20 protein-coding genes are annotated in these 20,816 nt (G+C 59.3%); 12 read left to right on the top strand and 8 right to left on the bottom strand.

Features of this window, described 5'->3' with window-relative positions; translation table 11 throughout:
* Positions 1-843 precede the first annotated feature (843 nt).
* The 4 genes from cysT (at position 844) to QEN43_RS14020 (ending at position 4,366) form a co-directional block, all read left to right on the top strand.
* Positions 844-1,662 (top strand): sulfate ABC transporter permease subunit CysT, encoded by an 819-nt coding sequence (gene cysT, locus QEN43_RS14035; RefSeq protein WP_268870516.1) that lies wholly within the window; start codon positions 844-846, stop codon positions 1,660-1,662.
* A gap of 21 nt (positions 1,663-1,683) precedes the next feature.
* Positions 1,684-2,562, top strand: coding sequence for a sulfate ABC transporter permease subunit CysW (cysW, locus tag QEN43_RS14030; RefSeq protein ID WP_026610952.1), 879 nt, complete (start codon positions 1,684-1,686; stop codon positions 2,560-2,562).
* 95 nt (positions 2,563-2,657) lie between these two features.
* Positions 2,658-3,758 (top strand): sulfate/molybdate ABC transporter ATP-binding protein, encoded by a 1,101-nt coding sequence (locus QEN43_RS14025; RefSeq protein ID WP_026610953.1) that lies wholly within the window; start codon positions 2,658-2,660, stop codon positions 3,756-3,758.
* A gap of 59 nt (positions 3,759-3,817) precedes the next feature.
* A complete protein-coding gene (locus QEN43_RS14020) occupies positions 3,818-4,366 on the top strand; it encodes an RBBP9/YdeN family alpha/beta hydrolase (RefSeq protein WP_026610954.1) in 549 nt (182 codons plus the stop codon).
* 314 nt (positions 4,367-4,680) lie between these two features.
* Here QEN43_RS14020 and QEN43_RS14015 read toward each other — a convergent pair whose 3' ends face one another.
* The 8 genes from QEN43_RS14015 to QEN43_RS13980 all read right to left on the bottom strand — a co-directional run bounded on the left by QEN43_RS14015 (position 4,681) and on the right by QEN43_RS13980 (position 13,562).
* Positions 4,681-7,044, bottom strand: a complete 2,364-nt coding sequence (locus tag QEN43_RS14015) for a HEAT repeat domain-containing protein (protein WP_317963332.1) — start codon at positions 7,042-7,044, stop codon at positions 4,681-4,683.
* A gap of 131 nt (positions 7,045-7,175) precedes the next feature.
* A complete protein-coding gene (locus tag QEN43_RS14010) occupies positions 7,176-7,409 on the bottom strand; it encodes a 4Fe-4S dicluster domain-containing protein (protein ID WP_026610955.1) in 234 nt (77 codons plus the stop codon).
* A 6-nt stretch (positions 7,410-7,415) separates the two neighbouring features.
* A complete protein-coding gene (locus QEN43_RS14005; RefSeq protein WP_036269620.1) occupies positions 7,416-9,152 on the bottom strand; it encodes a fumarate reductase/succinate dehydrogenase flavoprotein subunit in 1,737 nt (578 codons plus the stop codon).
* A 16-nt stretch (positions 9,153-9,168) separates the two neighbouring features.
* Positions 9,169-9,993, bottom strand: a complete 825-nt coding sequence (locus QEN43_RS14000) for an ATP-binding cassette domain-containing protein (RefSeq protein WP_235726640.1) — start codon at positions 9,991-9,993, stop codon at positions 9,169-9,171.
* A 23-nt stretch (positions 9,994-10,016) separates the two neighbouring features.
* A complete protein-coding gene (ssuC, locus tag QEN43_RS13995; RefSeq protein ID WP_051331829.1) occupies positions 10,017-10,799 on the bottom strand; it encodes an aliphatic sulfonate ABC transporter permease SsuC in 783 nt (260 codons plus the stop codon).
* A complete protein-coding gene (locus tag QEN43_RS13990) occupies positions 10,796-11,041 on the bottom strand; it encodes a hypothetical protein (RefSeq protein ID WP_156912825.1) in 246 nt (81 codons plus the stop codon). The genes ssuC and QEN43_RS13990 overlap by 4 nt, the downstream gene beginning before the upstream one ends.
* Before the next feature lie 16 nt (positions 11,042-11,057).
* A complete protein-coding gene (locus QEN43_RS13985) occupies positions 11,058-12,038 on the bottom strand; it encodes a sulfonate ABC transporter substrate-binding protein (RefSeq protein ID WP_051331830.1) in 981 nt (326 codons plus the stop codon).
* 30 nt (positions 12,039-12,068) lie between these two features.
* Positions 12,069-13,562: an OprO/OprP family phosphate-selective porin gene (locus QEN43_RS13980; protein WP_317963331.1), complete on the bottom strand. Its 1,494-nt coding sequence runs from the start codon at positions 13,560-13,562 to the stop codon at positions 12,069-12,071.
* A gap of 777 nt (positions 13,563-14,339) precedes the next feature.
* Between QEN43_RS13980 and QEN43_RS13975 the strand changes: the two genes are divergently transcribed.
* From QEN43_RS13975 to QEN43_RS13940, 8 genes are all read left to right on the top strand, one after another.
* The gene (locus QEN43_RS13975) at positions 14,340-15,305 is read left to right on the top strand and encodes an IS481 family transposase (RefSeq protein ID WP_317963330.1); all 966 of its coding nucleotides are present in this window, start codon (positions 14,340-14,342) and stop codon (positions 15,303-15,305) included.
* Positions 15,306-15,503: 198 nt separating this feature from the next.
* On the top strand, positions 15,504-16,289 hold the full coding sequence (locus QEN43_RS13970; RefSeq protein WP_026610962.1) for a ParA family protein: 786 nt from the start codon (positions 15,504-15,506) through the stop codon (positions 16,287-16,289).
* A gap of 17 nt (positions 16,290-16,306) precedes the next feature.
* On the top strand, positions 16,307-16,711 hold the full coding sequence (locus QEN43_RS13965) for a DnaJ family domain-containing protein (RefSeq protein ID WP_317963329.1): 405 nt from the start codon (positions 16,307-16,309) through the stop codon (positions 16,709-16,711).
* 20 nt (positions 16,712-16,731) lie between these two features.
* Positions 16,732-17,541, top strand: coding sequence for an RMD1 family protein (locus tag QEN43_RS13960; RefSeq protein ID WP_235726641.1), 810 nt, complete (start codon positions 16,732-16,734; stop codon positions 17,539-17,541).
* Positions 17,542-17,764: 223 nt separating this feature from the next.
* Positions 17,765-18,376 (top strand): sigma-70 family RNA polymerase sigma factor, encoded by a 612-nt coding sequence (locus QEN43_RS13955; protein ID WP_156912829.1) that lies wholly within the window; start codon positions 17,765-17,767, stop codon positions 18,374-18,376.
* Between the two features lie 10 nt (positions 18,377-18,386).
* Positions 18,387-18,827, top strand: a complete 441-nt coding sequence (locus tag QEN43_RS13950) for a hypothetical protein (protein ID WP_026610964.1) — start codon at positions 18,387-18,389, stop codon at positions 18,825-18,827.
* Complete coding sequence (locus QEN43_RS13945; protein ID WP_026610965.1) at positions 18,824-19,264, top strand: periplasmic heavy metal sensor; 441 nt, start codon at positions 18,824-18,826, stop codon at positions 19,262-19,264. Before QEN43_RS13950 ends, QEN43_RS13945 begins: the two co-directional genes overlap by 4 nt.
* A gap of 16 nt (positions 19,265-19,280) precedes the next feature.
* Entirely contained in the window at positions 19,281-20,804 is a 1,524-nt protein-coding gene (locus QEN43_RS13940; protein ID WP_051331834.1) for a TolC family protein, read from the top strand.
* Positions 20,805-20,816 lie beyond the last annotated feature (12 nt).

Below are 20,816 nucleotides of genomic sequence, written 5' to 3'. Positions count from 1 at the left end.
GGTGGAGAGTCGCAGGACCAGCGCTTTTCCTTGAATCCTTTTCATGTGACGTCCTTCCTGTCCCTGTGAAAGGTTTGCGTGAGAGTGGTAGGTGTTGACCGCTTTACCCGGCCTTGTACCCGGCATTCCGGCGCTCCCCTACGGAGGTCCCGGCGATCCCCTACGGAGGTCGCCTAGGAAGGTTCCGAAAGAACGGATGACAAGACCGGATTGAGCTCCGCAGTTCCGTTTCAGAGCCCAGAGCGTTTTGGGAACGCCATCGTACTCCTTTCAACTTTTGCGCCAGACACCTATGTTACTGTTCGCCAAGACCTTTTCAGATTCGGCGGAAACCGTTGTCGTAAGCTCTCCGTAACGTTCCGCCCGCTCTGCTCACCTTGAAAAGGCCGAAATCGGGCGAGTATCCATAGCCCGGACCCGCGGATTTGTCATAAGTAGCTGATCCGTCATAGCTTTCCGGCGATCGATGAGCTGAAGCTATCCGATCGATGAACCGTAAAATTTTCTGACACTCGAAGGCGGCGAGCCTCGCCCGTTTTTCGGCGGTTCAGACACCGCATTCATCGGCGTGAACGGCGGGCCATGTCCGCCACCGAGTACCTCTAGCCCGGGGTGAGTCTTGCTGCCGGAATACGAAGACAAACCCTGTGTTGCCGCTCCGGTTAAAACTCCAAGCACTCGGAGAAAGCCGAACGAACCAGCCATCCTACTGTCCTGACGCGCTTCATCCTTCTTTTAATAACTCTCTTGCATATGCAAAGTCATTTTCATTCTTTTTAGGAATATTCCTGCGCTGATATCGTACACATTCACAGCACAACCGATGGAGTTTTCTTGTCGATGCTGAAGCGACACAGCGTATTGCCCGGCTTTTCGATCACGCTGGGATTCACGTTGACCTATCTAAGCCTGATCGTACTCATCCCGCTTTCAGCCACGTTTCTAAAAAGCGCCACCTTGGGCTGGGAGGGATTCTGGACGGTCGTCACCTCACCGCGGGTCCTCGCTTCTTATAAGCTGACGTTCGGCGCCGCCCTGATCGGGGCTACCATCAATGCGGTCTTCGGGCTGCTGGTGGCCTGGGTTCTGGTTCGTTACGACTTCTTCGGGAAAAAGCTAGTTGACGCGCTCGTGGACTTACCGTTCGCCTTGCCTACTGCCGTGGCCGGCATCTCGCTGGCCACGATTTATTCGAGCAAAGGCTGGATCGGCCAGTTTTTCGCGCCGCTGGGCATCAAGATCGCCCACACCCCGCTGGGCATTGTCATCGCACTGACTTTCATAGGCTTGCCGTTCGTCGTACGGACGGTTCAGCCGGTACTCGAGGCTTTCGATACCGAGCTGGAGGAAGCGGCAGCCAGCCTAGGTGCCAACCGCTTGCAAACATTCCAAAAGGTCATCTTGCCTACGCTCGTTCCGGCCATCCTGACCGGATTCGCTTTGGCCTTCGCCCGCGCCGTAGGAGAGTACGGCTCGGTCATCTTTATCGCCGGCAATATTCCGATGGTTTCGGAAATCACGCCGCTGTTGATCGTCACCAAGTTGGAGCAGTACGACTACGCCGGCGCCACGGCCTTAGCTGTCTCCATGCTGGTCGTATCGTTCGGCATGCTGCTCGCCATAAACGGACTTCAACGCTGGACCGAAATGCGTCGCGCCTGACTTTTTTCAAGGAATTCCAGAATGTCTACGATTGCTATCCCGTCGCCGATTGGCCGTAGCCATGCCGTCGCCCGCACGAATCGTGACCCGGTGCTCGTCCGCTGGCTGCTGATCGTGTTGGCTCTCGTTTTTCTGATCGGTTTTCTGTTCTTGCCCTTGGCCGTCATCTTCACTCAAGCCTTCAGCAAAGGTTTGGAGGCTTATGTCGCTGCGCTGATCGAACCCAACGCGGTTTCAGCAATGCAGTTGACCTTGTTAGCGGCGGCCATCTCGGTGCCGCTCAATCTGGTCTTCGGCATCGCCGCCGCTTGGGCGATCGCCAAGTTCGAATTTCCGGGGAAAAGCCTACTGATCACCCTGATCGACCTGCCGTTCTCGGTATCGCCGGTGGTCTCGGGCTTGATCTACGTATTGCTGTTCGGCCTTCAGGGCTGGCTCGGTCCGTGGCTGCAGGAACACGACATCAAGCTGATCTTTGCCGTACCCGGCATCGTCCTCGCCACGATTTTCGTCACCTTCCCCTTCGTCGCCCGCGAGCTCATTCCGCTCATGCAGGCGCAGGGCAAGGAGGAGGAAGAAGCCGCGATCGTACTAGGCGCATCGGGCTGGCAGACCTTCTGGCGCGTCACCCTGCCCAATGTGAAATGGGGATTGCTCTACGGCGTGATCCTGTGCAACGCGCGCGCCATGGGGGAATTCGGGGCAGTCTCGGTGGTATCCGGACACATCCGGGGGATGACCAATACCGTGCCGCTGCATGTGGAGATTCTGTACAACGAATACAACAGCACTGCCGCATTCGCGGTGGCTTCCGTGTTGGCGCTGCTGGCTCTGGTGACCCTAGCGGCCAAGAGCATCCTGGAGTGGCGCATCAAACTGCAGACCGAGAAGCATTCGTGAAGCTGTCAGCGACTGGGCCGGCCGCCGTTATCCGCCGAAAAGAGAGGCGTTTTACCCAGGCTGAGCTAGTTCACCCAATTTAGGAGCACCCTGCAATGAGCATCGAAATCAAGAATGTCGAAAAGTCCTTCGGCCGATTCAAGGCTCTGAAAAACATCAGCCTCGACATCGCGAGTGGCGAACTGGTAGCGCTCCTGGGACCTTCCGGCTGCGGCAAGACGACCTTGCTGCGCATCATCGCAGGACTGGAGGTGCCCGACACCGGTTCGATCCTGTTCCATGGCGAAGACGCAACCCATCGTCACGTTAGAGACCGCCAAGTCGGTTTCGTCTTCCAGCACTACGCCCTGTTCCGGCACATGACCGTATTCGAAAACATCGCGTTCGGCCTTCGTGTCCGGCCGAGGGCAAAAAGACCGCCGGAAAGCGTGATCCGGAAAAGAGTGCACGACCTGCTGAACCTCGTGCAACTCGATTGGCTGGCGGATCGCTACCCCGACCAATTGTCGGGCGGTCAACGCCAGCGCATCGCCCTGGCCCGCGCCCTGGCGGTCGAGCCACAAGTGCTGCTGTTGGACGAGCCTTTCGGCGCCCTCGACGCCAAGGTACGCAAGGACTTGCGCCGCTGGCTGCGGCGTCTCCACGACGAATTGCACGTGACCAGCGTCTTCGTCACCCACGACCAGGAAGAAGCCCTGGAAGTGGCCGACCGGGTGGTGGTGTTGAACGAAGGACGGATCGAGCAGATCGGCGCCCCACACGAGGTTTACGACCATCCGGCGACGCCGTTTGTCTATCAGTTCCTGGGCGATGTCAACCTGTTCCACGGACGGGTCCACGACGGCCATGTCCGCATCGGCGATGCCGAGGTGGAACTCGCCGGGGGCCAGGACCATCCCGAATCGGCCGTTTTCTACGTGCGTCCTCATGAAATCGAAATCCTGCGGGACCGCAGTGCCGGCACCATCGCCGCGAAGATCAATGACATCCGTCCTTTGGGAGCCACCGTACGCATCGAGCTGGAACGCGCGGACGGCCGCGGAATGGTAGAAGTCGAGCTGACTCGTGATCGGTTCGCCAACAAAGGTTTTCGTGAAGGCGAAAGCGTTTATTTGCAGCCGAAGCGGCTGCGCACGTTCAACCACAACTCGGTCTCGGAGAACACCATCGGAAGCGGTCAATTCATAGCCTCGTAGCCGAGAACGAGACACTACCATCAGCCTTTGCCACGGATGCAACTCATTCAGGGATCTGAATGCAAACTCCCGTCCTCATACTTCCAGGCATCGGCGGCTCCGGTCCTGAACATTGGCAAACCCGTTGGGAAATCAAGCACCCGGAAATCCGCCGAGTCCAGCAAGACGAGTGGAATGCACCGGTCTGTCGTAACTGGATTGAGAGGTTGGAGACCGCTGTTTCGAAGTCGGGCCCGCGCACCGTACTCGTGGCGCACAGCCTGGGTTGCCTCCTCGTCGCCCATTGGGCTACGCGGACCCGGCACTCGATCCGTGGTGCCTTGCTGGTCGCGCCTCCGGACCCCGCAATGCCCTGCTTTCCTCGTCGGGCTGTCGGTTTTACGCCGGTTCCGCTGCGACCACTCGCCTTTCCGAGCACGCTGGTGGCGAGCCCGGACGATCCTTACGCCAGTCCGGAATACGCCCGGCGCTGTGCGGCGGCTTGGGGCAGCCGTTTCGTCGAGATCGCACCTTGCGGGCATATCAACGCATCGAGCGGCTTGGGCGACTGGGAAGAAGGACTCGAACTGTTGAGAGGCTTGCTCGAGGATTGGAAACCGACGCAATAGGCCCGTCACCCTGAACTCTCCGCCTCCGTTCGGGACAGGGCTGGCAAAGGGACTTGGAAGCGAGTCGTAGGGCGGGTTAGGCCGCTAGGCTGTAACCCGCTGCACACCGCGAAACGGCGGGGCATGCGGACACACTGCACCCTACATGACAGCCTTCGTGAGGGCGTGCCATTGAAAGTTGAGTTTCGACAATCGGGTACCGCTCGATTGCCTCGGCCTGCTCTTTTATTCTCAGGTTACTTACTATCGGTAAAAGGCTGGCCCGGCGGGCACCGTCGTCACCATCGGTCAAGGACTATCGGCTCAAGCGTTCGTCAACAATCCCTCGCCGCGAATCCTTTCCCGATCATCTGCAGCGCCAGCCTCACGGACTTACGGACATCGGCGTCGCAATCGGCCGAAGCCTTTTGCAGGTAAATTTCGCCGTCAGCATGGCCGATCGCGCCAAGCGCTGCCGCGGCCTCCTTGCGCACGTTGCTTTCCGGGTGGCTCAGCAACTGGCTACCGAGCACGGGAATGGCGCGGGGGTCGCCGAGTTGTCCCAGACTCCAGGCGGCCTTCTGCCGAACCTGCCAATGATCGTCTTCGAGCGCGGCCAGCAGTGCATCGAAACCATGCCGGTCCTTGACTTTGCCGACGGACTCGGCAGCATCCTGGCGTACCTGCCAGTCCGCATCTTTAAGGCTGTCCCGGGAGGCGATTCCGTGCGGAATCAGGGCCTTAATGGCAGCCCGCCGCACCTCGGAATGAGCGTCGTGAACCGCATCCTTCAATGCAGGCACGGCCGCTTCGGACTGGAGGTAGCCGAGCACACCCACCGCCTCGCGCCGAACGCCGACATGGTCATCCTGTAGGGCGGCGATCGCCGGCTTCAGCGCCGCAGGTAACTTCAGCGGCTTCAGCGCCCGCAGCGCCGCGGCCCGCACGAAGGCGTCGGAGTGATCCAATCGATTCAGCAGCTCGAACTGGTCCGACTCGTCACACTTTTCCGCGAGCGCATCCGCGGCCGCGCCTCTGACAGCGTCGTCGGGATCCTCGATCGCAACGAGCAAAGAGGCAACCACCGGAGGCCCGTCGAATTCCGCTAATACTCGCACCGCTTCCAGTCGAACGTCCCGGTCCGAATCCGAGAGTGCCTTCGTCAGCTCGGGAACGGCTTCTTCCTCTTCGCATTCCGCCAGCCGAAGCACCGCCAGACGGCGAACCCCGGCATCGCCGCGCGCAACCGGACTCGCCGCTTCGCTGGATCTCTCGTCGCTTTTACCTTCAAAGGAAGCCAACAGCCGTTCCGCCAGCTGCTGGGCTTGAACCCGGATTTCCGGAACAGCGGTCGTCTCCCAAAGAGTTCCTTTTCGCGGCGGGCCGAGCGTGAAGAGCGAATCGGAAACGCGCCCTTCGGCGTCGATCAGGGCACCGTCGGGAGACACCGCCAGCCCGAAAGCGACCGCATCGGGAATCACTCTTCCCCGCCGGATCAGGTTCTCGACGAGAGGCTCTCTGAGCTTACGGTAGTCGCATTCCGAGCCGGTGCAATTGACGACACGGTCCACACGCAGGATTTTCCGTTCGTTGCTTCCGCGCAAGCGGATCGTTACGTCGACCCCATGCTCGTCTTCGACGAAGCGCTCCACGCGTCCTGCGTGAACCGTCAACTGGTCGGAAGCGATCATTGCACGCAATTTTTCTGCAGCGACCGGCGCAAGTTGGTGGCGGTGATTGTCCCACAGTGTCCGCAGGTGGCGGATAAAACGCCGTTTTTCTTGAACAGGAAGCGCGCTCCAAGTCGAAGCGGTGCGGGGCCGTACCGCGCTGATCAAAGACCGCCAATCTTGACCCGTCCTTAATTGCGCGCGGAACCATCGCAACAACGACCTGACCGTGCGCGGCAACTCGTCGAAATCGATACGGCACGGACTCTCCGGGCCGGGCTGTTGAACCGGCGGTAGCCAGCCGTGCCGCGAAACCACGTGAATGCGACCTCGGAAATCCCGCTCGCGAAGCGCAATAGCCAGATCGACCATGGTCAAACCCGATCCGATCATCAAACAGGTCTCATCTCGGCCGACGACCGGAGAACCGCCTTTCGACCATGGATTACGACAATATCGGGCGCTTTGGTAAAACGCATCGTCGGCCACCGACGGGTCGGGCGGCGGAAAATTACCCAGAGCGAGTACGACCCGGTGCGCCTGGATGGTGTTTCCGCTTCGCAGTTCGATGTTCTGCATGGCATCGTCAGCGACGATGTCGATCACTTCGTCGTATACCACAGCCAATTCGACGCCCGGACGCGCACCACCTAGCGCCTGTTCGAACACCCCGTGCAGATATTCGCCGTAAAGATGCCTCGTTAGAAAAGTGTGGGGAGAGATTTCGTCCCCAGGTAAAAAGTCGGCCAAGCGTTGCTTTCGGTCGAGCGCCCACTGCAGGAAGTCGTCCGGGTAATCCGGAAAAGCGCTCATATTGCCCGCCCCCACGTTGAGCAAATGGCAACGCTCGCGGGTCGAGTAAGCAACGCCGCGACAGAATTGCTCCGGATAACGCTCGATCAGCGTGATCCGCAACGGACTGCTGGCCCGCTTGAGAAGGTGCACGCCGACCATGGTACCGGCAAAACCGGCTCCAACGATGGCGATCGTGCCTTCCGACTGAACGCGAGCGCTGGTTGTCGCTGTCATCAAATAAACTCCTGTATGTCGGATGGGTGAAGTTCGGTTAGCGCCGCCGTCCTCGCACCGTCCCTAGACATGCGAAAGCCCTACGGGCATACGCCCCTTGCAGAACGGAACGGTGACGCATGATTATGCGGTTACCGCAGTAGGTAGGGGATGTGGACTTTGACCGCCCCAGTCGGGCAGTCCTTCTCGCAAGGCAGGCAATACCAGCATTCGTCGTATTTCATGTACGCCTTGCCGGTAGCCGGATCTATCCTCAGGACGTCGAGCGGACAGACATCGACGCAGACGGTGCAGCCTTTATCGGCAATGCACCGGTCTCCGTCAACGACCACGGGCAGGCTGGTAGGCGTGTTGGCAATGGGCATAGGGCATCAAGCTTGGAGTTTTTCGGTGATGCGCATCGAACCGAAAGCGCGTTCGGCCTCCTCGTCCGGTTCAACCAGATATGGGTCGACGGGGCGTTTGAAACAGCTCATTTCGCCGTCCGTCCCCTTCTTGAGTTGCACGTGCACGAACCAGTTCCGGTTATCGGTCTCGGGGTAATCCACCCGAAAATGGTACAAACCCCAGCGGCTTTCTTCCCGGAACAGGGAAGCCCGCGCCGCCATCTCGGCGCAGTCGAGTATGGCGTGAACTTCCAAAGCGCGCATGAGTTCATGTGGATCACGCGCGACCAACAAAGGCAGGTCTTCGCGGATTTCGGCAAACCTCTGTAAACCGATCTCCATCTTCCGCGTCACCTTGGGCGGCGTCAGATAGTCGTTTACCATGCGCCGTAACTTGTACTCCATCTGTCCGGGCGGAATACCGTCGTTCCGTTTCAACGGAAGGAGGACCCGATCCCGCTCTCGAGCGATCTGCTCACGGTCGAGATCCGCTAGTGCGTGGGCTCTGCAATATCCGGCGGCGTCCTCCCCGGCGATGGCGCCGTAAACGAAAGCCCCAAGCATGTAATTGTGCGGCACGCAGGCGAGGTCGCCCGCGGCGTAAAGCCCCGGCACGGTTGTCCTTGCCTGCTCGTCGACCCAGACGCCGGACGCGCTGTGCCCGCTGCAAAGACCGATTTCCGAAATGTGCATCTCCACCATGCTGCGCCGGTAATCCGTTCCCCGGCGCTCGTGAAACCGTCCCCGGCTGGGACGTTCGTTAGTATGGAGAATGCCTTCGATCTCGCTGATGGTTTCGTCGGCGAGGTGATCGAGCTTCAGGAACACCGGGCCGTTTCCGCTCTGAAGTTCGTTGTAGAACTCCAGCATCATCTGTCCGCTCCAGTAATCGCAGTTAATGAAGCGATAACCTTTTGCGTTCGCGGTATAACCCCCATACGGCCCGGTCACGTAAGCGCAGGCGGGACCGTTGTAGTCCTTGATCAAGGGGTTGATCTGAAAACACTCGATCCCACTCAATTCGGCGCCGGCGCGATAGGCCATGCTATAACCGTCGCCGGCATTGGTCGGATTTTCGTAGGTTCCGAACAGATATCCCGACGCCGGCAAGCCCAGCCGTCCGGCCGCCCCGGTACAGAGGATCACGGCCTTGGCGCGAATAACCAGGAACTCTCCCGTGCGGGTATTGATCGCCGCAGCTCCGGCGATGCGGCCGTTATCCGTGAGCAGTCGAGTCGCCATGTAGCGATTGGTGATTTCTACCCGATGCTTCTTGAGCTGCCGGTAGAGAACCTTCTTGATCGAGTGTCCTTCTGGCATCGGCAGCACGTAAGCGCCCACCGGGTGAACCTTCTTGACGTCGTATTCGCCGGTTTCGTCTTTCTTGAAGCGAACTCCCCAACGGTCCAGTTCCTGAATCATGTCGAAGCTACGCCGCGCGTAGGCCATGATGGTCTTTTGGTTGACGATCCCGTCGTTGGCGATGGTGATTTCCTTGACATACTGCTCCGGTGATGCGTAGCCGGGGATAATGGCATTGTTGAGACCGTCCATACCCATGCTGATCGCACCGCTGCGCTTGACATGGGCTTTTTCCAGAAGCAGCACCTTGAGGTTGGGATCACGTTCCCTCGCCTTGATGGCGGCCATGGGACCGGCCGTGCCGCCGCCGATCACCAAGATGTCTGTCGTCAGAACGTTCAGGTCGGAATTCGTCGCCATGCGTCGTTCCGCCAAGTCAAGTCGCCGAGACCAGCCGAACCGGCTGCTGCCGGTTCGCCGCTGCTTCGACCGGCTCCCTCCCGAGGATACGTCGGAGCACATCGCCTTCCAGGGTGGCGAACGCCGAGTCCCCGCGCTCGCGAGGACGCGGTAGCGGGACCGGTATATCCGCGCTCACTCTCCCGTGCTCCAACATCACGATGCGGTCGGCCAGCGTCACCGCTTCAGCGACATCGTGGGTAACCAGCAAAGCGGTGAATCTCTCTTCGAGCCAAATGCTTTCGATCAAGCGTTGCATTTCGATACGAGTGAGCGCATCCAGCGCGCCTAAGGGCTCGTCGAACAGCAAAAGTCGCGGACGGCTCACCAAGGCTCGCGCCAGTGCTACCCGCTGACGCTGACCGCCCGACAATGCCGCAGGCCAGTCGTCCGCTCTTTGTGCCAACCCGACCTGCCTAAGCGCCTGGTGGGCGCGTTCCCGCCACGCACCGACCAATCCCACCCCAACATTGTCCAGGACCTTGCGCCAGGGCAGCAGGCGCGCTTCCTGGAACATCACCCGGATATCGCCGTTTGGTTTGGCGTCCGAACGGCCGCTAACCCGGATATCGCCGCCATCCGGCCGTTCCAAGCCCGCGATCAAGCGCAGCAAGGTACTCTTCCCGCAACCACTGCGCCCGACGACTGCGACGAACTCGCCAGACTCGATCGTCAGGGACAGTTCCTTCAACACCTCCATGGCGCCGAAAGCCTTACGTACTCGCTCGACTTCGAGGCGCAAGCCGCTCCTTCGACCCGAAGATGTCACCATCGGGACCAGGCTAACGGGGTTCCAAGTCATGTTCTTGCCTCCTTTGCGGTGAATTACGGCGCTTGATAGCTGGGGTGCCAGCTCAGGAGCTTCCGCTCCAGCAGCCTGGCCAAAGTGTCGGCCAGCTTGCCCAGTAGCGAATACAACAGAATGGCCATGACTACCACGTCGGTTTGCATAAACTCCCGGGCATTCATCGCCAGGTAGCCGATGCCCGAAGTGGTCGCAATGGTTTCGGCGACGATTAGCGTCAGCCACATGAATCCCAGGGCATAACGAACACCGATCAAAATTGATGGCAATGCCCCCGGAAAAATCACGTCCCGGAACAAACGCCAGCCGCTCAGACCATAGGTCCGGCCCATTTCTACGAGTTGTCTGTCTACCGTTCGGACGCCATGAAAGGTGTTGATGTAAATGGGAAAGAAAACGCCCAAGGCGACGAGAAACACCTTGGCCGCTTCGTCGATACCGAACCAGAGGATGACCAACGGGATGAGCGCCAAATGAGGAACATTGCGGATCATTTGCAGCGTGGTATCGAGCAAGCTTTCCGCGACAGAGGAAACGCCATTGATCAAGCCCAAAGAAAAACCGATGCTGCCACCGATCAAGAAGCCCATACCGGCACGAGCGGCGCTGATGCGGAGATGTTCCAGCAACGCGCCGGAACGGGCCAATTCGACGCCGGCTTGGAGAACCTCCCACGGTGCAGGGAAAATTTGCGGCGGAATCCAGTTCAGCTTGGCCAACACGAACCAGGCGCTCAACAAACTGCCGGGCAGCAACCACGGAACCACACTCGCCGCGACGCGAATCGCCCCCCGCTCGATCATGACATCACCCCTTTTGGCCGCTGAGCAACAATGGTTTCCGGCGGTTCGCCCCGCGGAGTGATACCGCAATAGAGTGGTTCGACGGCAAGCTCATCGACGAACGCGGGCACGTCCCGAAACCCGCCGCGAAACACCGGCAGAGCCGTCCGTCGCAAATAGCCCGCAACCGCCAACGCTCGACCTTGCCTCGCACCCAGACGGTATCCGTCGCCTCGAACCTGCAGAACCCACGACATGCTCACGACGCATCTCCTCCCCTCAGTTGAACATCCAAGCGGCATCGGCCACGCGAATCGGCTGCGGAACTAGGCCAATCGCATGCAAGGTGTCGGCAATTTTTTGCTGAGCTTCGACCAGTTGCGGTGAGACCCCGTTGAGGCCGTATTTCCGGCGCTTCAGCGCGAGCTCGATAACATTGGACGCGACTCCGACCTGACTCGAAAGAAACTCGGCAGCTTCGGCCGGGTGATCGCGCGTCCAGTCATCGATTTTGGCGATCTCCTCGAGCACGATCTTGACGAGTTCGGGATATCGTTCCGCGAACCCACGCCTCGAGGTATAGATTTCGTGATTGTCGACCAACCCCTTGCCGTCGACGAGGATTCGTGCGCCCAGGGTTTCCTGCGCCGCCGCCAGGTAGAAATCCCAAATCGACCAGGCGTCCACTGCGCCGCGCTCGAAAGCCGCCCGCGCGTCGGCCGGCGCCAGGTAGCTCACCTGGATGTCTTTCAATCCGAGGCCGGCCTTGGCCAAGGCCCTCACCAACAAATAATGCGAATTGGACCCTTTGGCTACGGCCACCCTGCGGCCTTTGAGATCGGCGACGCTACTAATGTTCGAATCCTTCGGGACGATAATGGCCTCGCCTTCTGGCGAAGGCGATTCGTATCCGACATAGACTAGCTGGGAACCTCGAGCCGCCTGGCCGAATACCGGCGGCGTTTCCCCGGTGGTGGCGAAATCGATGCTGCCGGCGTTCAACGCTTCCAGCATGGGTGGACCAAACTGGAACTCAGCCCAGGCGACCGAAACGCCCAGAGGGGCTAAACGCCGTTCCAGGTCCCCTTTCGACTTCAAAAGAATCAGGGTGCCGAATTTCTGGTACCCGATGCGTATTTCCTTTGGCAACGGGTCCGGGCCGGTATCCGCAGCGTAAGCGATTCCTGCCAGGAAAAAAGCGAGTGCCGCAAGCCAGACGGACAACGGGCGAAAACCAAACACGTTTGCTTCCGATCTCATTAAAAACCTCTTGGAACGATTGCAACAATCTCAGAATGCCGCCTGAAACCGAACTTGGGCGACTTTCTCACGCGGCCTGTCACCGCTCGCCGCGCCTCCTTGGAAGGCGGTCTGTTCATAATCGGCGGTGACCCGGAAATGGCTACTTAGGTACCAGTTGAGACCGAGCGCCCATGCGCTCGCTGAGCGAGCTGAAGAGGACGGATCGGCGTAAACCGGAAAGGCCTTGCTATCGACATCTAGGCGGTTGTAGCGTGCAACGAATTCCAGCGCGCCCCATGGATGGCGGGGCTGAAACGGGGCCGCCCAGATCTCCGTTTGAGGTCCCTTGTTCTTCTTGAGCGGATCGAATCCGTGCCTCGGCTTGATGCCGTTGCCCCACACCGGATAAAACACGGTCTTATACGTGGTGCTCTCGCCAGTAAGCACATACGAGAGCGCCACCTGCCAGGCTTCGTTCTCGAGGGTATCCGACATACCGCCCCAAGCGACTTCCTGAGAGGAAAGAACATACTCGCTAAGTACGCTGAACGAATCCCAGTTGTAAAAAAGCTGAGGCGAAATCCGGAAGCGCTCGCCATCTGCGACGACCCCACTGCGATAGCTAAAAAAGGTTTGGCGTCCGCTGGTTTTATAAGACGGCAATGCTCCGTCTTGCTTGCCGTAAGTACCGGCAATGCCGATGCCGAGTCCCCGCAGGGGTTCGACGCCGAGTGATTGAAACGGATGCGCGAAGATCCGCCCCACGAACTCCTTGGCATCGCTGGTATCGTTCTGCGAAGTACCACCGTCAACCACCCCGTTAGCCACGGCCAGCGCGTATTCAAACGCGCCGTGCCCCAACTCGCCGAAAAGCTGGACGCCATTGTCGCGATCGGGTACGAGATTGTCCGGTAGCGCCCGCTCGACAAAAGAGATATTGCCCGCCGCCCGAATGTGTTCGAGCCCGAAAGGTGACACGAATCGCCCTACGCGGAGCGAAAGTTCGGGCTGATAACGTACGTCGACGTAAGCATCGATGAGCGCCGGACTGTTTCCGCCGAAATCCGGCATGATGAAGTAATCGAAATACCTGGCCAGCTTCCCCTGGAAGATCAATCGAGCACGCCGCAACGTAAAAGTGTCCGAGACGGCATCATCATGGTCGTCGCTAAAGAAATACCCATGGGCTTGAAGCAGGCCGGAGAGCCGCAGCTGATAGGCACCGTCCGCCGACCGGACCGAAAATCCGGATTCGTCCAAACTGACGACCGGCAAGGTTTGCTTAGCTGCCGCGGCATTTTCCCGCTCCACCTCCATACGTCGTTCCAGCGTACGCACTTTCTGATCCAGCTTCTTGACCGGCTCGGCATCCTCCACCTGTGCCGCCGAAAGCTTTCCCGACGACATCAAAAGGCGTTCCAGTTCCGCCACCCTTTGCTCCAGCGCCTTTATGCGGGCATCGGCATCGCTCGCGTAACAGGGCTCGCAAAACAAAACCCTGCCCACGACTCCCCCAAGCAACAACCATTGCGGATATTTCATCGTTACCTTTTTTCTTTTTTTACGTTTGCTGACGTGGCGCATACCGGAGTTGCAACACCACATCCCTCATCTGCACCGCCCAACCATTCGTACCGTGAAAACCGGTGCTCGAGTCTCGATTTCAGAAAACATGCCAGGCAACCCCTGGCGGATTTTTAAGCGTTGGCCGCTGCGGGCAGGAATCGGACTGCTGATAAAGACTCAGCCTCTGCTGGCCTTGTGTTTCCAGAGCAGCAGTGCCGTTTATTGCAGCGGAAAGGACGTTGGAGGAGCGAAGTCCAGTGCGAAGGGTTGGCCCTAGTGACGGCAAGACATCGTGCAATAGTCGAGGGGGCGGGTATCGAACCTTGTCTGTCCGGTTCGGCTTTGGCACGCCGTATGAGCATTGCCGGGCGACACACGGCTCGTACCGGCTCGGCATAGATCGGCGTCAGCAGAAGACGCGCTGGTCTAAGAGCCTATCCCAATTGGCGGTTCGCCCTGAGCCCTTCGACCGAGCTCAGGACAGGCCCTTCGACTCCGCTCAGAACAGGCTTGTCGAAGGGTTTCATAAACCTATTGGGATAGGCTCTAAGTTGCCGAAGCCGCAATCGACGAATTTCGGCTGGGATATTCCCGCTCTCGGCATGGTATGGGCAATACCGTCAGGTTAGGCCGTCATGCGCCCTCTAGGTGTCGCGTCTCGTGTGATTATTTACCGAGAAGGAGTTATGCTCTGTTCGAAGCCCGGAGCCTTCTCCAGGAGATATTCGGTTCGTCCAAGTGAGGTTTCTCTCCATGCAGATTCGTCTTCATAAGAACGCCCGTACCACCCCGGCCGTTCGGCAGGCCATTCAAGCGTCCACGTTGAGCGAGCGCGCCTTGGCCCAAAAGCATGGCATTAGCCGAACGACCGTCCGCAAGTGGAAACACCGATCCTCGGTCGAAGATGCCTCGCATCGGCCCCACACCCTCAGAACCACGCTCACGCCCGCCCAGGAAGCCATCGTGGTCTACCTCCGCCAAGCTCTGCTCCTCCCCTTGGATGATCTCCTGGCCGTGACCCGGGAATTTCTCAATCCCGCCGTGTCCCGTTCCGGGCTAGACCGCTGCCTGCGCCGCCACGGGGTGGCGTCCCTCAAGACCCTGCTTCCGCCTACAGAGAAGGCGAAGGTCAAACCCTTCAAGGCCTATGAGCCCGGCTTCCTTCACCTGGATGTTAAGTACTTGCCCGCCATCGACGGCGAACCCCGCCGATACCTGTTCGTCGCCATCGACCGCGCCACCCGCTGGGTCTATGTCGCCCTCAAGCCCAACCGCACCGCCTTAAGCGCAAAGGACTTCCTCAAAGCGGTGATTCAGGCCGCGCCTTTCCGCATCCAGAAATGCCTGACCGACAACGGCTCGGAGTTTACCGACCGTTTCCTGACCCGAACTCGGCAGCCCTCGGGGACGCATGAGTTTGACCGCCTCTGTACTGAACAAGGCATCGAACATCGCCTGATTCCGCCGGGACGGCCCCAAACGAATGGCCTGGTGGAACGCTTCAATGGCCGCATCGAGGAGGTGTTGCAAACCCATCACTTCGATTCAACCGCCGATCTGGACACCACCTTGCACCGCTATGTCGAGCTGTACAATCATCACATTCCCCAAAAGGCCTTAGGCCATCTCACCCCGATCCAGGCTCTCAAAAACTGGCAACTGTCCCATCCTCATCTTTTTCGAAAGAAGGTTTACGATCTTGCGGGACTTGACATCTAGGGCACCCGGATGTGATTCGCTTTGTGCCGTCTGTTCAAATCCGGCCGGAATGACGAAGCGGCCTCTAATTTAAATTTTGACGACATTGGGGGTATGGATTAATCGCGTCGCGCGCTAGCGATAGAATAGCGATAGAATGCAATTGTTTTTTATACTTCGTGGATCAGTTTTCACCCATTCGCTTTGAGAGAACTTTTTATGCGCCGGGTAATATTCAATCAAAAAGGGGGGGTCGGTAAATCTACGATTACCTGCAATCTCGCCGCCATCAGTGCCGCGGAAGGCAAGAAAACCTTGGTTGTCGATCTCGATATCCAGGGTAATTCCACGCATTATTTGCTGGGCCATAAAATTGCCGACCCGGATGCCAGCATTGCGCATTTCTTCAAGGAAACCCTGAGCCTCAATCTCTTCGGCAAAAGCCCGAATCCTGGACTCAACGGCGCCATCCACGAAACGCCTTTTCCGAATCTTTACGTGGTGCCGTCGCATCCCGAATTGGAGCCGCTGCAAAGCCGCCTCGAATCGCGCTACAAAATCTACAAGCTGCGCGAAGCGCTGGATGCGCTCGGGGATTTTGAGCACATCTATATCGATACACCGCCGGTTCTGAACTTTTACAGCCGCTCGGCCCTGATCGCGGCTCGGCATTGCTTGATTCCGTTCGACTGCGACGCTTTCTCGCGGGAAGCCCTTTACAACCTCCTGGCCGTGATCGGTGAGATCAAAGCGGACCACAATAATGCGCTGGAAATCGAAGGCATCATCGTCAATCAGTTCCAGGGCCGCGCCAATCTCCCGCAGCAACTGGTCAACCAGTTGATATCGGAAGGCCATCCCGTGTTGCAAACCAAACTTTCGCCCTCGGTCAAGGTGCGCGAATCGCACAGTGAATCCAAGCCGTTGATCTACTACGCACCGGACCACAAGCTCTCCGAGGAGTACAAGGCGCTGCACCGGGAAATTCATCAAAGGCCGCACTGAGGGTTTTCGATAACGCCATGAGCACACTCGCGTTCCTCGATCGAATCGCGGAAGAAAAGATCCGGGAAGCGATCGAGCGTGGCGATTTGAGCGATTTGCCCGGTGCCGGCAAGCCCATCCCCGACGAAGACGATTTGGCCTTAGTGCCCGCCGAGCTTCGCATGGCGTATCGGGTTCTCAAGAATGCCGGCTATGTCCCCGAAGAGGTGCGCTTGCGCCGGGAGATCGAAGACGTCAGCCGGTTGCTGGAATTCTGCGACGACTCGTCGACGCAATACCGAGAAGGCTTGAACCGATTGCAGCTGTTGGTGCAACGCTTGGGAGAAATGCGCGGCGGCAACGTGGCGCTGCAAGACCGTTACTACAAGCAGATCGCCGAAAAGTTCGGCCGGCAGCATTCCGCGCCGAAACCTGACCGCTAGCCTATAAGGACCGAAGTCCGGTGCAGACGGAGGATATTCGCAAGGGGAACGAGGCCACCCAAATCTTACGCGCCCGCGCTTGGTTTCTCGGAACTCGCATCGACGTTCGGGATCTGGAACGCGGTAGCCGGCTCGCCGTGGGGCCGCTGACCATGCTGGTGGGGCCTAGAGGGTATAGCCTCATCTTTCGTTTCGGCGTAGTCGTGCTCATCGGCCTGACCCGGGCCGAAGAAACGGAGATCCTCGAGCGTCTGGCGCCCTCGGTCCAAAATGCCTTCACTCATCCCGAATCGGACGAGGTGGATATCATCATCGATCCCCATCAGCCCGAGCGCTTCGACCAGGACGGACGGTTGAGCATCAGTGAGGCGAGCCCTGGTCGGCTGCAAGTGGTCGCACACGTGCTGGCGAAAAGCTGTGTTCTCGGCTACTACGAACGCAGCGTCGCCGAGGTCTTCGACCGCGTCGAGCGGCTGGCGGAACGCTTGTGCCAAGGCTTGGGACCCGCCCGTGACAAAAAAGAGATTCTCAACGAAATAGGGAACGTCCTGCTGATCCAGACCCGGACGGTGGGCCGTGTCGAAGTCACCGAAAAGCCGGAAATCACCTGGGAGGACGTCGAACTCGAGCGACTCTATGAACGGCTGGCCTACGAATATGAGTTGCGCGACCGGGACCTGGCGCTGTCCCGCAAGCTGGAACTGATCTCCCGCACCGCCGAAACCTACCTGGACTTGGTCAACAGCCGTCAGACGCTCCGGGTCGAGTGGTACATCGTTATTCTCATCGTGATGGAAGTGATTCTGTCGCTGTACGAGAAATTCTTCTGACCGCCCTCAGCCAATCGGTCGAAATCCCGCGCAAGTTTTTTTCCTTACCTGCGTATATGCACGGTATGAACGTCTTCTCTCCCATTTCCACGCTGCCTACTGCCGCTCGTAGGGCGACAAGCCCTTGCCAGCGTTTGCGTCGATCGCGCTCACTGCCTTCCCATCAAGGGTACCGGGCCGACCACCGCCGTTCCCTAGACGAGCCTTCGTGCGGAAAACACTCGTGAACGAGTTCTCCTGCCTGATCATGGAGTCTGGCTCCGGATTCCGGTCTCGGGAACGAGACGGCGATGCCTCGTCACCGTCCGATGAGTTCCTGATGGAGCGGGTCACCGAGGGCAACCATGACGCCTTTTCGCAGTTGGTGCGCCGGCATACACCCCGTATGTACACGATCGCACGCCGACTCGGCGTCATGCCGACGGAAACTGAGGAGATCGTCCAGGAAGCCTTTCTGAGGGTTTGGGTAAACGCCGCGACCTGGTCTCCGCAAAAAGGCGGTTTCGCCGTCTGGCTGGGACGGATCGTGGTCAACCTGTGCATCGACCGCCTCCGCCGGGACCGCTACGAACCGTGGGGCGACGACGAGCCGTCCATGCCCACGCCCGACCTGGAATCCATGCTTTTCCGGCAAGAGCAAGCTGAGCAGATCGCTCGTGCCGTCGAGGAACTGCCGATGCGACAGAAAACCGCTCTGGTCCTCTGCTATTACGAAGGCTTCAGCAACGCTGAGGCCGCCGAAATCCTCGAGATCTCGGTAAGCGCCTTGGAAGCTTTGTTGGTGCGAGCGAGGCGCACCTTGCGCGAACGTCTGGCCCCATTGATCAGAACTTAGGAGGAGCCCAATGCTCTTATCCCGCTTCAAACGTTATTTCGCGGCCTTTGGGGCCGATACCCGGCGCTGGCCGAAGAAGCGCTACCAAATCTGGCGCTGGCATAGTTTTGCCGCTTCTTCACGCTTTAACGCCGAACGCACCGAGGCCGAACACATCGACCGTCTGCTCGATCTATGGAAAATCGAGGCACCACCCGAAAGATTGGCCGAGCATATTTGCCAACAGGCCCTTGGGCTCCCGCAACGTCGCAAATCCGCTAACGAAGTGCCGCCCGATGTCATCGTGTGGCCGTTCGCCTCGTACTGGCCCGGCATCGCAAGCTTCGGCGTCGCACTCGTCATGGGTTGCCTCCTTGGATGGTACGGCGGCGGAATCAACGCCACGCCTTCCGAAGACTGGATCAACACGGCGGCCTTGAGCACCTTGGCGGGGGATTTCGGCGAACGATGAAACCTCTAAGCCTATCGTCCAGAGCAACGGCTCTGATCCTTCTCGGCTCCTTGGCGACCAACGTGTTCTTGTTGGCATGGATCGGCGCCGGCGCCTATAAGCACAAGCATCGCCCCTCCTGGCTATCGATCGAAGCGTTCGAGGAAAGATTCACGTCGAGGCTTCCTGAGCAGGACGCGATGGCGTTCCGCAGAATCCTGGACGCGCAGCGCCCAGAACTCGCCGCCCGCATTGAAGCGGTGCGCGCCTCGCGCGATGAGGTCAGAAAGACGCTCCAAGCCGAGCCCTTCCAGCGCGAACAACTGGAAGCGGCTCTGGAACGCAGCGAGCGCGCGATGGACGCACTACAAGCCAGCTTGCGCTCGGTGATCCTGACGTCCGCGCCCGAGTTGTCGAGCGAAGGGCGTCGACGCCTACTCGAAAAACCGGAACATTGAAGAACACGACAGCGCCGTGAAAAAGCCTAGTACGCGGCCCGCTCGTGGGCTCAAGCTCCTGGTGTTGGCAGGTTCCTTCCTAGCCGGCGATCTGCCGGCATTGGAGCGCCCGCCATTCTTGGAAGACCCTCTAAACACTCGCAAAGCCGTGTCGCCTTCGCGTGCGCGATCGGCCTATAGACCCGGCGTAGGCGAACCTTGCCCTGCCGAGGCCCGAATCGACCGCACCTGGACCTTGGTCGACATCATCGATCAAGCGCTCTGCCATAATCCGCAGACGCGGCAGACCTGGGCCAGCGCTCGGGCCCAGGCGGCCCAACTCGGCGTGGCGCAAGCCGCCTACCTGCCCACCATCAACTTCAATACCTCGCTCTCGTATGGCCAAACCGGCACCCGAAGCGCCTCTCAGAGCCAACTGCAAGACTTTACCCTGGGAACGGGGATAGGCGGCGGAAGCTTCGGACGTCAGGAACAATTCCGGATCACGCCCTCGGTGAGCCTCAACTATCTGCTGTTCGATTTCGGCGGCCGGTCGGCACGGGTGGATAGCGCGCGGGCGGCATTGGAAGCCGCCAACTGGAGCCATGCCGCTACCTTGCAGAACGTGTTGTTCAACGCGGTCCAAGCCTATTACCAGTTGTTCGCGGCGCGCTCGGCCCTGGAAGCCACGCAAGCGTCCGAACGCTCCAGCGAGGAAGCTTTCAAAGCCGCGTCGTTCCGTTACGAGGTCGGAGCCGCGGCGCTGGCCGACAAGCTGCAAGCCCAAACTGCTTACGCTCAGGCCAAGCTCAACCGCCAGCGAGCCGAAGGCGAAGCGCAGAACGCCTTGGGCGTCCTCGCCAACGTGATGGGCCTCAAACCCGACCCGTCATTGAATATCGCGTCGCCCGCCTATATCGAGCCGGACGAGGAACGGGAACGGGACGTGCAGGCTTTGATCGAAGAAGCCAAGGCGTTACGCCCGGATCTGGCGGCCGCCGAGGCTCAGGTCCGAGCCGCCGAGGCGAACGTGAGATCGGCTCGCTCCAACAGCCTGCCGACCCTGTCCCTGGTGAGCAATTATTCCTACAGCGATTCCAGTGTCTCGCAGAATTTCCAAAGCTGGTCGGTCGGCCTGCAGCTGAGCGTGCCCCTGTTCACCGGCTTCGCCAACACCTACCAGATTCGAAACGCAGAAGAACAAGTGGCGGTACAGGAAGCTACCCGCGATCAGTTGGATCAGGCCATCGCCCTCGACGTATGGCGCGCCTATTTCGACTTGAACACCACCAGGGAAACGCTGGCTAGCACCCGCGATTTGTTGGCAAGCGCAACCCAGTCGGAAAAAGTGGCTTTGGGACGTTATAAGGCTGGGGCAGGCAGTATTTTGGAACTTCTGAACGCCGAAGCGGATCTTGCCAATGCCCGTTTGCAATACGTTCAGGCCCGCTATAACTGGCATATCGGCAAAGCCCGCCTGGCACAGGCGATCGGCGCCCTAGACCCGACCGAAATCGGTGCCAGTCTGCGGACGGTGGGAAAGAAAACCAATCTCCCCTAATCTAGGTTCACG

The organism is Methylocaldum szegediense (assembly GCF_949769195.1).
Lineage (GTDB): Bacteria > Pseudomonadota > Gammaproteobacteria > Methylococcales > Methylococcaceae > Methylocaldum > Methylocaldum szegediense.
The sequence above is the reverse complement of the archived record's forward strand: the minus strand, read 5'-3'. Positions and strand labels throughout refer to the sequence as shown.

What these genes read in the sequence shown, in the direction of transcription:
- cysW (WP_026610952.1), top strand. Translation starts at nt 1,684, where the DNA reads ATGTCTACGATTGCTATCCCGTCGCCGATTGGCCGTAGCCATGCCGTC.
- QEN43_RS14025 (WP_026610953.1), top strand. Translation starts at nt 2,658, where the DNA reads ATGAGCATCGAAATCAAGAATGTCGAAAAGTCCTTCGGCCGATTCAAG.
- QEN43_RS14020 (WP_026610954.1), top strand. Translation starts at nt 3,818, where the DNA reads ATGCAAACTCCCGTCCTCATACTTCCAGGCATCGGCGGCTCCGGTCCT.
- QEN43_RS14015 (WP_317963332.1), bottom strand. Translation starts at nt 7,044, where the DNA reads ATGACAGCGACAACCAGCGCTCGCGTTCAGTCGGAAGGCACGATCGCC.
- QEN43_RS14010 (WP_026610955.1), bottom strand. Translation starts at nt 7,409, where the DNA reads ATGCCCATTGCCAACACGCCTACCAGCCTGCCCGTGGTCGTTGACGGA.
- QEN43_RS14005 (WP_036269620.1), bottom strand. Translation starts at nt 9,152, where the DNA reads ATGGCGACGAATTCCGACCTGAACGTTCTGACGACAGACATCTTGGTG.
- QEN43_RS14000 (WP_235726640.1), bottom strand. Translation starts at nt 9,993, where the DNA reads ATGACTTGGAACCCCGTTAGCCTGGTCCCGATGGTGACATCTTCGGGT.
- ssuC (WP_051331829.1), bottom strand. Translation starts at nt 10,799, where the DNA reads ATGATCGAGCGGGGGGCGATTCGCGTCGCGGCGAGTGTGGTTCCGTGG.
- QEN43_RS13985 (WP_051331830.1), bottom strand. Translation starts at nt 12,038, where the DNA reads ATGAGATCGGAAGCAAACGTGTTTGGTTTTCGCCCGTTGTCCGTCTGG.
- QEN43_RS13980 (WP_317963331.1), bottom strand. Translation starts at nt 13,562, where the DNA reads ATGAAATATCCGCAATGGTTGTTGCTTGGGGGAGTCGTGGGCAGGGTT.
- QEN43_RS13975 (WP_317963330.1), top strand. Translation starts at nt 14,340, where the DNA reads ATGCAGATTCGTCTTCATAAGAACGCCCGTACCACCCCGGCCGTTCGG.
- QEN43_RS13970 (WP_026610962.1), top strand. Translation starts at nt 15,504, where the DNA reads ATGCGCCGGGTAATATTCAATCAAAAAGGGGGGGTCGGTAAATCTACG.
- QEN43_RS13965 (WP_317963329.1), top strand. Translation starts at nt 16,307, where the DNA reads ATGAGCACACTCGCGTTCCTCGATCGAATCGCGGAAGAAAAGATCCGG.
- QEN43_RS13950 (WP_026610964.1), top strand. Translation starts at nt 18,387, where the DNA reads ATGCTCTTATCCCGCTTCAAACGTTATTTCGCGGCCTTTGGGGCCGAT.
- QEN43_RS13945 (WP_026610965.1), top strand. Translation starts at nt 18,824, where the DNA reads ATGAAACCTCTAAGCCTATCGTCCAGAGCAACGGCTCTGATCCTTCTC.